Below are 11,030 nucleotides of genomic sequence, written 5' to 3' on the forward strand. Positions count from 1 at the left end.
AGCCTGCTCCTTAGATTAGATTTAGAGTTTTTAGAGTCAACTCCCAAAACTCTAATCAATAGTTTACATGCAACAGCCAGAAATTTCGATACACCCTCTTATTGGACGCTTACGATATTTCGGCGAGCTTTGGCTTTGTTTATAGTATCAATCACCAATCACTTACACGATGGAGTTTCACTTCCTTCGAAATAGTTGTAGGATCTTTGCATAAGAAGCGGGCAATATCTTTAAAAGAGCTACCGTTATTTAGGGAACGCTCAATGTATTTACGGTCTTCAAGGGAAAGATGTTTCTGGTTACCAGGAATATATTTACTCATAGAGATCTCCTTCTACTGATGTCAGAAGGTCTTCATGAGCATAGCACGAATATATGAAAGATTAAACTCCACTCATGTAGGAGTAAATTCCACCGCATAAGCGGACGGTGGAATTTAGTTTTGAAATTTTCAGCAAAAATAATAATAATTACTATTATTGACAAAAGAATAATTATCATGTATAATAAAGATATACAAAAAACAAAGTGTTAGAAAAATTGCTAGGAACTTGGTAACAAAAATAAATCGACATTGAAAAGGGAAAATGACTATGAAAAAATATGAATGTGAACCATGTGGATATATTTATGATCCGGCAGTAGGAGATCCAGACGCCGGTATCGCTCCAGAAACTGCATTTGAGGATATTCCAGATGACTGGACATGCCCAATCTGCGGATTAGGAAAAGATGTTTTCGTTCCTGTAGAAGACTAAGCAGAAAATGCAGGTACGAAACTGCCAGACATTAAAAGAGCCTAAGAGAACATATAAAAGAAATGGAGGTCAAATTATGACTTACGATTTAAACATTACCTTTGATGACAATTTAGTAACAGGAAATAAAACAATCGATACACAGCACAAAGAATTGATTGACCGTATTCAGAACTTTGTAATTGCCTGTCAAAATGGCGACAGCAAGGTAAAGGCGATCAAACTTCTGGATTATCTTAACGAGTATACTGACTTTCATTTTAAAGAAGAAGAAGCACTTCAGGAAAAAGCCGGTTATCCAGAGCGTGAAAAACATTATGAAAAACATGAAGAGTTTAAAAAGACAATTCAGGAACTGTATGAATACCTTCAGGAGTATGAAGGACCAACAGATCGGTTCAGTGAACTTGTACAGAAAAATGTAATCGACTGGCTGTTTGGACACATTAAAACATACGACCGCTCTGTGGCAAAATTTATCTTTATGAAACAAAATCCAGATCGATGCTAAAATAAACCAGGGAACGAGTTCACTCAGAATGTAGACAACGTGTGAAGTAAACTAGGGGCTGTCACAATGCAGCCCCTTTCCTGTTATAGCGATATTCTAGGTAATATATTGCGCTGGCATGACATATTATTTTACTACTACTATATGGGAAGAGCAAGCAGCTCTTCTTTTTTTGTCCTTTTTATCCAATTTTAAGTTGTAAAGTCTCTTTTCATTCGACAAAATTCTCCACAGACAGAGGATATGCGACGAGCATTGATATGAACATCTATTTATGGAAAGAGGATATTGAAGACGGGGAATCGGTAATGACAGCCGAATATAGACCTGTAGAATACGGAAAGGACTATGATGTTGTCAATAATCCTGATAAATTTCAACTATATATAGATGGAAAAGAGATTAAATAGTAATCTCCTGAAAGCAAGCTTTTTGTCAATTATTTCAAAGAAAAATTAAAGGATAACAATACATAGTTTTGACAATGATATTTTGAAAAATTTTATAGGAATGCTCTATTATCAAATTGACATAGGAATATGGTAGCGTATAATTAGAATTGAATACACTGAAAAAATGGAGGAATTACATGAAAGCACATAAATATTGGTCAGTAGGAGCATTGATCACAATGCTTGGGACTTTTTACACTGGATATAAAAAGCAAAAATCAAGTCACAAATACTTTGCTTTAAGTTCTATGTTATGTATGGTAATGGCGATATATACAGGTCATAAAATGATTACCGGGAATAGGAAGAAAAAGGCGAATAAAGAGAAAGATACAGAAAGGGAGGGATAAATAATGTTGGAAGTAGGGGTTAAGGCACCGGATTTTGAGTTGCCAGATCAAAATGGGAAAATACATAGATTATCGGATTATACAGGAAAAAAAGTGATTTTATATTTCTATCCCAAGGATAATACAGCGGGATGCACGAAACAGGCATGTGGTTTTTCTGAGCGATACCCTCAGTTTACCGAAAAAGGAGCAGTTATTCTTGGAGTCAGTAAGGATTCTGTATCCTCTCATAAGAGATTTGAGGAAAAATATGGATTGACATTTACACTTTTAGCAGATCCAGAGCGGAAAGTTATTGAAGCATATGATGTATGGAAAGAAAAGAAAAATTATGGCAAAGTCTCTATGGGAGTAGTAAGAACCACATATCTTATTGATGAACAGGGGATTATTATAAAGGCAAATGATAAAGTCAAGGCTGCAGATGATCCTGAAAATATGCTCAAGGAATTAGATTAATGAAGATAATATTATCCCCTGCTAAAAAGATGATTACAGATACTGACAGCATAGCGCCGGATGGATTGCCTGAATTTATTGAAAAGACGACAGAGATACAAAGTTGGTTGAAAAGTAAGTCAAAAGAAGAACTGAAGACTATCTGGAAATGTAATGACAAAATTACAGAACAGAACTTCAATAGATTGGAAAACATGGATCTTTATCATTTACTTACCCCAGCTGTCTTATCATATGAAGGAATTGCTTTTCAATATATGGCTCCATCCGTGTTTGAGGACAGTCAGTTCGAGTATGTACAAAATCATTTGAGAATAATATCTGCATTTTATGGTGTGCTAAAACCAAGGGATGGTGTGACACTTTATCGTTTGGAAATGCAGGCGAAGGTTGGAATAGGAGAAACAAAAAATCTGTATGAGTACTGGGGAGATTTATTATACCGCTCAGTGATTGATAACAGCAGGATTATAATCAATCTGGCATCGAAAGAATACTCTAAGTGCATAGAAAAATATCTGACACGACAGGATAGATACATTACGATTACATTTTGTGAGTTATCAGGAGATAAACTGGTGACAAAAGGTACATATGCTAAGATGGCCCGTGGTGAAATGGTTAGGTTCATGGCTGAAAACAGAATTGAAAATCCTGAGGATATTAAGAAATTTGATAGACTAGGCTATTCATTCCGCTCTGATTTATCATCAGATGCAGAATATGTTTTTGAACGGAAAAAATGATGATTGAATGATTATTTTAAATGAAAGGTAATCAGTAATATTGATTATTATAATAATAGTAATTATTACTATTATTTATTGACAATAAACAGATTGAGAAGCACCACGAAGAGAGATATCGTGCACTTCTTAAGAATATTGAAACTGCACAGGTGTTTGAAAAGAGTGAAGTTAAGGTATGGGAATGCCGTAACTGTGGACATGTTGTGGTAGGAACAAAGGCACCTGAGATATGTCCAGTATGTAACCATCCACAGAGTTATTTCGAAGTACGTGAAGAGAACTATTAAAGAGAAGGAGATTATTACAAAGAAGAAAGTGATTATTAAAAAAAGCAGTAATGATAGGCTGTGGCTTTGTTGGTTCCGCATCAGTTGGTAAAGAAGCATTAAAGTTTAAGAAATCGGCGGATGCTTTGAAAAAAGTTATAGAAACAATTGGATTTTAAATTTTAAACATAGGAAGATAAAAAAGATGGAAGTAAAATATTATGTATGCAATCATTGTGGAAACATTATTGAAATGGTAAAGGATCAAGGCGTACCAGTAATGTGCTGCGGAGAGGCTATGCATGAGTTAAAAGCTGGAGTGACAGATGCTGCTGTTGAGAAGCATGTACCTGTATATACAGTGGACAAACAGCATGTACATGTTGTGGTCGGTGAAACAAAACATCCAATGCTTGATAATCATTTCATTGAATGGATTACACTAAATACAAATCAGGGTATTTATAGAAAACAGCTAATTCCAGGACAGGAACCTATTGCGGATTTCTGCCTCTGTGATGGAGAATATGTAGAAGAAGTATACGCATACTGCAATCTTCATGGACTCTGGAAATGCTAAAAACACTTGACTTTCGTGCTAAGATTACAAAATAATTCAGATATAACAGTAATATATGCTTTGTATTAATATATTTATAAGGAGGAACAAACTAATGAAATATGTATGTGACGTTTGCGGATGGGAATATGATGAAGAGGAAGGTTATCCTGAAGGTGGTATTGCACCAGGAACAAAGTGGGAGGACGTTCCAGAAGATTTTGAATGCCCATTATGTAATGTTGGAAAAGATCAGTTTTCAGAAGTTGAATAAAATTCTGATTATTTAAATACGGATAGATAAACAAAAACCCTGGTGCGTGTGAGCAACAGGGTTTTTTATTGCGATAGTTTGTGATTGTGATGATATCACAGAAAATGATTTACCTTTTGCTTATAATGTAACTACAAACAAAGTAAGGAGGTAGTCTAAATGAGATTAAAAGATAAAGTTGCAATCATTACGGGTGGAAGCCGTGGTATAGGATTTGCTACAGCTGATAAATTCTTGAAGGAAGGTGCTTCAGTTGTGTTGGCAGCAAGTTCACAGGAATCGGCAGATGTTGCTGTAGATAAATTAAAAGAAAAATATCCCAATGCAATAGTTGCTGGAATTAGTCCAAATCTGGCAAGCATGGAGTCTGTCAGAAAGGCTTTTAAAGAGGCAACTGAAAAATATGGATGTGTCGACATACTGGTAAATAATGCAGGGATTTCAGAAAACACCTCATTTATGGATTATACAGAGGAGACTTTTGATAAAGTCATGGATCTAAATGTAAAAGGAGTATTTAATACTACTCGTGTAGCAGCAGAATGTATGGTGGCAAGAGGCAAGGGGGTCATTCTCTCAACTTCTTCCATGGTGAGTATTTCGGGACAGCCAAGTGGGTTTGCTTATCCGGCATCGAAGTTTGCAGTAAACGGATTGACTGTATCATTAGCAAGAGAACTAGGACCTAAAGGTATTCGTGTTAATGCTGTTGCACCTGGGATTACAGAAACTGATATGATGAAGGCCGTGCCAAAGGAAGTTATCGAACCTATGATTGAAAGAATTCCATTGCGTCGTCTTGGACAGCCAGAAGATATTGCCAATGCGTTTGTGTTTCTTGCTTCAGATGAGGCGAGTTACATTACAGGTGTTATATTAAGTGTAGATGGTATGGCAAGAAGTTAAGTTAATGAGGTATGGTGATGTAATCACGGAAAATAAATGAAATTAAGACTATAATAAATCTACAAAAAGAAAAAGATAAGGAGGACTGTAAAATGTCTGCTATTAATATCAATAAAAATAATTTTCAGAACGAAGTACTGAATTCCGATAAACCCGTTCTTTTAGATTTTTGGGCATCTTGGTGTGCGCCTTGCCGTATGGTAGTACCTATTGTAGAGGAGATTGCAAGTGAGCGTAGAGATATTAAAGTTGGAAAGATTAATGTAGATGAAGAGCCTGAACTGGCAAATAAGTTCAGTATTATGAGCATTCCAACTTTAGTGGTTATGAAGAATGGGAAGATTGTACAGCAGGTTTCAGGGGCGAGACCTAAGAATGCGATTTTAGAAATGCTTTAGGGGGGTGCTAATGGGATTTTTTGATCTCTTTAAACAGTCGAATATTAATCAAGGCATAGAAGAATATAAAAGGACTGATGATGCAGTTCTACTGGATGTACGTACACCGCAGGAATATCAGGAAGGACATATACCAGAAAGTAAAAATGTGCCGTTGCAGCAACTTGACAATATTGCTTCTGTAGCGAAGAATAAGGATATCCCACTGTTTGTATACTGTTATTTCGGTTCACGAAGCCGCCAGGCAACTGGGATACTGCAACGAATGGGATATTCTAAAGTAAATAATATCGGTGGCATTGCAGCTTACTCAGGAAAGGTGGAAAAATAAGATGAAGGTAATAATTGTAGGAGGTGTAGCCGGAGGAGCTACAGCCGCAGCAAGAATACGCAGACTGAATGAACATGCTGAAATTACTGTGTTTGAAAGATCCGGATACATATCCTATGCAAATTGTGGACTTCCATATTATATTGGAGACGTGATCACAGACCCGGAAGAACTTACACTACAGACACCAGAGAGTTTTTTTAAACGCTTCCGTATTAACATGAAAATTCATCATGAAGTTATCTCCATACATCAGGAACGTAAAACGGTTTCAGTGAAAAATTTAGAGAATGGTGAGATATTTGAAGAAAAATATGATAAGCTGATCCTCTCTCCAGGTGCAAAGCCAACACAGCCGAGACTTCCCGGAGTAGGTATTGATAAACTTTTTACACTTCGTACTGTAGAAGACACTTTTCGGATAAAGGAATATATAAATAAGAATCATCCAAAATCGGCTGTATTGGCAGGTGGCGGTTTTATTGGTCTGGAACTGGCAGAAAATTTAAGGGAGCTTGGCATGGATGTTACGATTGTCCAGAGGCCTAAGCAGCTGATGAACCCTTTTGACCCGGATATGGCATCCATGATCCATAATGAAATGAGAAAGCATGGGATAAAACTGGTACTGGGCTATACAGTAGAAGGATTTAAAGAAAAAGACAACGGAGTGGAGGTCCTGTTGAAAGATAATCCATCCCTTCAGGCTGATATGGTAGTTCTGGCAATCGGAGTCACACCAGACACAGTATTAGCAAAAGAAGCCGGTCTGGAACTTGGCATCAAGGAAAGTATTGTAGTGAATGACAGAATGGAAACCTCTGTACCGGATATTTATGCTGCAGGTGATGCAGTTCAGGTAAAACATTATGTTACGGGTAATGATGCGCTGATTTCTTTGGCAGGACCAGCCAATAAACAGGGCAGAATCATCGCTGATAATATTTGTGGCGGTGATAGTCGTTACCTGGGCAGTCAGGGAAGCTCCGTTATCAAAGTATTTGATATGACAGCAGCTACTACAGGTATCAATGAAACCAATGCCAAAAAGTCAGGGTTAGATGTAGATACAGTAATTCTTTCTCCTATGAGTCATGCCGGTTACTATCCTGGTGGAAAAGTAATGACCATGAAGGTGGTTTTTGAAAAAGAGACTTATCGTTTGCTTGGTGCTCAGATTATTGGATATGAAGGTGTTGATAAACGTATTGATGTGCTGGCAACAGCAATTCATGCAGGACTGAAGGCAACCCAGTTGAAAGATTTGGATCTCGCATATGCACCGCCATATTCCTCTGCAAAGGATCCTGTAAATATGGCCGGATTCATGATAGACAATATAGCAAAAGGAACCTTAAAACAATGGCATTTGGAAGATATGGATAAGATTTCTAAAGATAAAAATGCTGTGTTGCTGGATGTGAGAACAGTAGGTGAATTTAGCAGGGGCCATATTAATGGATTTAAAAACATTCCTGTAGATGAACTGAGGGAACGTATCAATGAAGTTGAGAAGGGAAAGCCTGTTTACCTGATATGCCAGAGTGGGCTACGCAGTTATATTGCAAGCCGTATTTTGGAAGGAAATGGATATGAAACATACAACTTTTCAGGTGGATTCCGCTTTTATGATGCAGTGGCTAATGACCATGCACTGATTGAAAGATCATATGCATGTGGTATGGATTATTAGAAATAAATAAAATATTTTTATAGTTTGATTGTAGTATAAAAAGATCCCCCATTTATTAGAATGACTTTCATAATTCTGATAAATGGAGGATTCTTTAGAGAAAAAAACGTTTTATGATCTTTGTAGTGTTTCCAGTCTTTTCGAATCAAGGATTGTTATTTTGCCGCGAGAGAGTCTGACGAGTCCTTCGCCTTGAAAGTATCGAAGCATTCGAGTAATAACTTCCCTGTGGGAACCAAGATGGTTTGCGATAGTTTCGTGAGTGATTTTCAGTTCATTTGTTCCTTCAATGGATGTTTCTTCTAAAAGAAATGAAGCAACACGCTTATCCAAACTCTTCCACATAATCTGTTCAATCAGCCACATGACATCAGAAAAACGGGTAGCCATTAACTCATTGGTATAGTTTGCGACAGGAGCAGATTCTTTCATGATGCCCTTATAGATTTCAGCAGGGATGATCCAAAGATCCGTATCTTTTTCTGCTTCAATGGTTACTTCAAATTGAATAGACCGCATGATACATGAGGCGGATAAAAGACACATATCCATATCGAACAGACGGTAAAGTGTAATCTCCCGTCCTTCATCTGAAAGTATGTAAGTTCGAAGCTGCCCGGATTTAACCAGTAATAATCCAGTACAGTCCAGGTTTCCATTGTGAATGATCGTTCCTTTTTTTACATCCCGTGTGATTAAATTGTCTGAAATTAGTTTTTTCTGTGCTGTATTTAAGTCATTCCATAGTGGAAAACAATTTTCGAAGTTCATAACCGTTATCTCCTTTACGAACATAGTATACTTGCTTTTTTTAGATGCGTCAATTATATAACTGGCATATGCCATAAATAGAAATAAAAAGAAGTGTAATAAAGTAAATTATCTTTTCTGTGATATCATCACGGAAGCAAGCACTTATTTGGGGTATATTAAGTTCAAATAGGAGAAGGAGTTGAAAAATATGACATCTATAAATATAAATAAAGAAAAGTTTGGACAATTAATTCATAAGGAAAAACCGGTTTTGGTTGATTTCTGGGCACCTTGGTGTGGTTATTGCCGTAGAATTGGAGCAGCTTATGAAAAAATAAGTGAAGAATACAGCGATATTCTTGTTGCTGGAAAAGTAAATATTGATGAAGAACCACAGATTGCAGAAGCTGAAAAGATTGAGGTGATTCCTACGCTGGTTTTATATCGAAATGGAAAGGCAATAGATTCTATTGTTGCACCTGAATCAAAAATAATGATAGAGAATTTTATTAATGAAGCATTGGAAAAATAAAAGGAGGACTGCTGTATGAATGAAAATCATGTTTACGATATGATTATCGTGGGGGGAGGACCTGGAGGGTATACTTCAGCATTATACGCAGCCAGAGCAGGATTTGATACCATTGTTTTAGAAAAATTATCTGCAGGTGGTCAGATGTCATTGACCTGGCAGATTGATAACTATCCTGGTTTTGAAAATGGAATTGACGGATTTTCATTGGCAGAGAAAATGCAAAAACAGGCGGAAAAATTTGGCGCTAAAAGTGAATATGCTGAAGTTTTTAATATGGATTTAACAGGAAAGCTTAAGAGAGTAGAAACTAGTTCGGGAATTTATATTGGGAAAACAGTAGTGATTGCTACTGGAGCAAATCCAAGAGAACTTGGTCTCGCTAAAGAAAAAGAATTGATAGGTCATGGGGTTGCTTATTGTGCCTCCTGTGATGGTATGTTTTATAAAGATAAGATCGTGGTGGTTGTTGGTGGTGGAAATTCTGCTGTATCAGATGCTGTTCTTTTAAGTCGAATTGCTAAGAAAGTCATCATTGTTCATCGAAGAGATACATTACGTGCAACGAAAATCTACCATGACCAGCTGATGAAAACTGAAAATATAGAGTTTCGATGGAACAATACAGTAAATGAACTGATTTATGGAGAACGATTGACTGGTGTGCGGTTGAAAGATACAGTCACAGGAGAAGAAAACATTATAGAATGTGACGGCCTGTTTGTGAGTATAGGAAGAAAACCGACAACAGATTTTTTAGATAATCAGATAGAACTGGATAATAAAGGATATATTGTGGCAGGTGAAAACACTGAAACGAGTATTCCGGGTGTTTATGCTGTAGGAGATGTCAGAACAAAGTTACTTCGTCAGATAGTAACAGCAGTGGCAGATGGTGCTATGGCAGTACATATGGCAGAAGAGTATGTGGAGAAATAATAATCAGAATTTGAATGGTGAACTTTTCATACTGAAATATGTACAATTTCAATAATGACATGAACTTATGGGAATGTATTGCGGATACTTTGTGAACTTTATCCTGATACAATGATTATGCTGATGAAAGAAGGCATAGATAACTGAATACAAGAAAGAGACGAAAGCCTCAGTAGTTAAGAAAAAAACTACTGGGGCTTTTTTTCGCTTTATAGGAAAGACCGCCTTCGGCGCTCTCTTGAATTAAAATAGCCCGCGCAAAGGCGGGCATGACAAAACGATGATCATGAATCAGAACAGGAAAAAATCTTCTTCTGCAAATTCATCATCAAAAATATCTGCATTTAGGAAATAGTCCATATCCAGAAGTTCCTCCTCGCTCATATGGCGGATGTCCGCAGAGGTCATACCTTCTGGTGGATTATATAGAGTTGTTATATGATCTGTTTTTTTTATTCCTTAGAAGAAGCTCTCTGCCGGTTTTATTTATGAGATCAAATCAGAGAATGTGAGAAAAAAGAGGTAAAATAGTGGTCAAAGCATTTTGCGTAAATGGCAGTATCTGATGTATAATTTAGAAGAAATCTGACAAAGAAAATAATGTATCACACATTTCATTTCCCGCTTTTAAATGGGCAGGATAGTTGGATTTTATGATTTGAAAAATTATAGATGGAACTGACGCTTTATATTAGAAGCGTACATTCATTTCCTCATAAAATGTAAAAATCCGAAATAATTTTCAATGATCTTATATGAACAGAAATAGTCTGGGAAAGCGCATTTTTACTGGACTTATGAGTGAATAGGTTGTCCCTGTTGGACTAATATGAACCTACGTAAAAGTTGCTCCAAAGCGGTGACCAGAGTTATCGCCTCGGCATATAACATGAAAATTAAGGATGAAAATAGGGGTTAAGAAGTCTGTGTTTTGGAAAAATTATGTGGTAAAATATATATACGAGAAGTCTGTAAATCGGAATTGTGCGCCCAGATAAGGGCGAGTAGTCTAGCAGGTGGAATGCCTGTCTGGTAAGGTCTAACCAACCGCCAGTAGCGAGTCTTGGGTGACTGTCAGTAATGGTAGTTGCTAAGCGTAG

The 11,030-nt window shown here is 36.8% G+C and carries 15 protein-coding genes and 2 pseudogenes; 15 read left to right on the forward strand and 2 right to left on the reverse strand.

The window, feature by feature from the left end; translation table 11 throughout:
- Positions 1 to 154: 154 nt before the first annotated feature.
- Positions 155 to 322: pseudogene (locus H8716_RS16810) on the reverse strand (helix-turn-helix domain-containing protein); the annotation flags it as partial.
- A 271-nt stretch (positions 323 to 593) separates the two neighbouring features.
- On the opposite strand from H8716_RS16810, the gene rd reads away from it, so the two are divergent.
- From rd to H8716_RS16875, 13 genes and pseudogenes are all read left to right on the forward strand, one after another.
- Positions 594 to 758 carry a rubredoxin gene (gene rd / locus H8716_RS16815; protein ID WP_015524975.1) on the forward strand — a complete coding sequence of 55 codons (165 nt, stop codon included), beginning with the start codon at positions 594 to 596 and terminating at the stop codon, positions 756 to 758.
- Between the two features lie 76 nt (positions 759 to 834).
- On the forward strand, positions 835 to 1,269 hold the full coding sequence (locus H8716_RS16820) for a bacteriohemerythrin (RefSeq protein ID WP_019161195.1): 435 nt from the start codon (positions 835 to 837) through the stop codon (positions 1,267 to 1,269).
- Between the two features lie 260 nt (positions 1,270 to 1,529).
- Positions 1,530 to 1,679, forward strand: a complete 150-nt coding sequence (locus H8716_RS16825) for a hypothetical protein (protein WP_015524977.1) — start codon at positions 1,530 to 1,532, stop codon at positions 1,677 to 1,679.
- Between the two features lie 179 nt (positions 1,680 to 1,858).
- Positions 1,859 to 2,071: a DUF6219 family protein gene (locus H8716_RS16830; protein WP_005421604.1), complete on the forward strand. Its 213-nt coding sequence runs from the start codon at positions 1,859 to 1,861 to the stop codon at positions 2,069 to 2,071.
- Positions 2,072 to 2,074: 3 nt separating this feature from the next.
- The gene (bcp, locus tag H8716_RS16835; RefSeq protein ID WP_005421605.1) at positions 2,075 to 2,530 is read left to right on the forward strand and encodes a thioredoxin-dependent thiol peroxidase; all 456 of its coding nucleotides are present in this window, start codon (positions 2,075 to 2,077) and stop codon (positions 2,528 to 2,530) included.
- Positions 2,530 to 3,276: a peroxide stress protein YaaA gene (yaaA, locus tag H8716_RS16840; RefSeq protein WP_249310132.1), complete on the forward strand. Its 747-nt coding sequence runs from the start codon at positions 2,530 to 2,532 to the stop codon at positions 3,274 to 3,276. The genes bcp and yaaA overlap by 1 nt, the downstream gene beginning before the upstream one ends.
- A gap of 89 nt (positions 3,277 to 3,365) precedes the next feature.
- Positions 3,366 to 3,566 (forward strand): annotated as a pseudogene (locus H8716_RS16845) (rubrerythrin family protein); the annotation flags it as partial.
- A gap of 184 nt (positions 3,567 to 3,750) precedes the next feature.
- Entirely contained in the window at positions 3,751 to 4,125 is a 375-nt protein-coding gene (locus H8716_RS16850) for a desulfoferrodoxin family protein (RefSeq protein ID WP_055066633.1), read from the forward strand.
- Between the two features lie 94 nt (positions 4,126 to 4,219).
- Entirely contained in the window at positions 4,220 to 4,378 is a 159-nt protein-coding gene (locus tag H8716_RS16855) for a rubredoxin (RefSeq protein ID WP_005339874.1), read from the forward strand.
- Between the two features lie 159 nt (positions 4,379 to 4,537).
- Positions 4,538 to 5,284, forward strand: a complete 747-nt coding sequence (locus tag H8716_RS16860; protein WP_005421611.1) for an SDR family NAD(P)-dependent oxidoreductase — start codon at positions 4,538 to 4,540, stop codon at positions 5,282 to 5,284.
- A 92-nt stretch (positions 5,285 to 5,376) separates the two neighbouring features.
- Entirely contained in the window at positions 5,377 to 5,682 is a 306-nt protein-coding gene (gene trxA / locus H8716_RS16865) for a thioredoxin (RefSeq protein ID WP_005421612.1), read from the forward strand.
- Between the two features lie 10 nt (positions 5,683 to 5,692).
- Positions 5,693 to 6,013, forward strand: coding sequence for a rhodanese-like domain-containing protein (locus H8716_RS16870; RefSeq protein WP_249310134.1), 321 nt, complete (start codon positions 5,693 to 5,695; stop codon positions 6,011 to 6,013).
- 1 nt (position 6,014) lies between these two features.
- Positions 6,015 to 7,706 (forward strand): FAD-dependent oxidoreductase, encoded by a 1,692-nt coding sequence (locus tag H8716_RS16875; RefSeq protein WP_249310136.1) that lies wholly within the window; start codon positions 6,015 to 6,017, stop codon positions 7,704 to 7,706.
- 111 nt (positions 7,707 to 7,817) lie between these two features.
- Here the strand turns inward: H8716_RS16875 and H8716_RS16880 are convergent, their stop codons facing one another.
- The gene (locus H8716_RS16880) at positions 7,818 to 8,501 is read right to left on the reverse strand and encodes a Crp/Fnr family transcriptional regulator (RefSeq protein ID WP_106492460.1); all 684 of its coding nucleotides are present in this window, start codon (positions 8,499 to 8,501) and stop codon (positions 7,818 to 7,820) included.
- A 166-nt stretch (positions 8,502 to 8,667) separates the two neighbouring features.
- Here H8716_RS16880 and H8716_RS16885 point away from each other — a divergent pair, with 166 nt between their 5' ends.
- Positions 8,668 to 8,991, forward strand: a complete 324-nt coding sequence (locus tag H8716_RS16885) for a thioredoxin family protein (protein ID WP_015524989.1) — start codon at positions 8,668 to 8,670, stop codon at positions 8,989 to 8,991.
- 15 nt (positions 8,992 to 9,006) lie between these two features.
- Positions 9,007 to 9,930, forward strand: a complete 924-nt coding sequence (gene trxB / locus H8716_RS16890; RefSeq protein ID WP_005421617.1) for a thioredoxin-disulfide reductase — start codon at positions 9,007 to 9,009, stop codon at positions 9,928 to 9,930.
- Positions 9,931 to 11,030 lie beyond the last annotated feature (1,100 nt).

Origin of the sequence: Jingyaoa shaoxingensis, from assembly GCF_014385005.1 — a bacterium.
Lineage (GTDB): Bacteria > Bacillota > Clostridia > Lachnospirales > Lachnospiraceae > Marvinbryantia > Marvinbryantia shaoxingensis.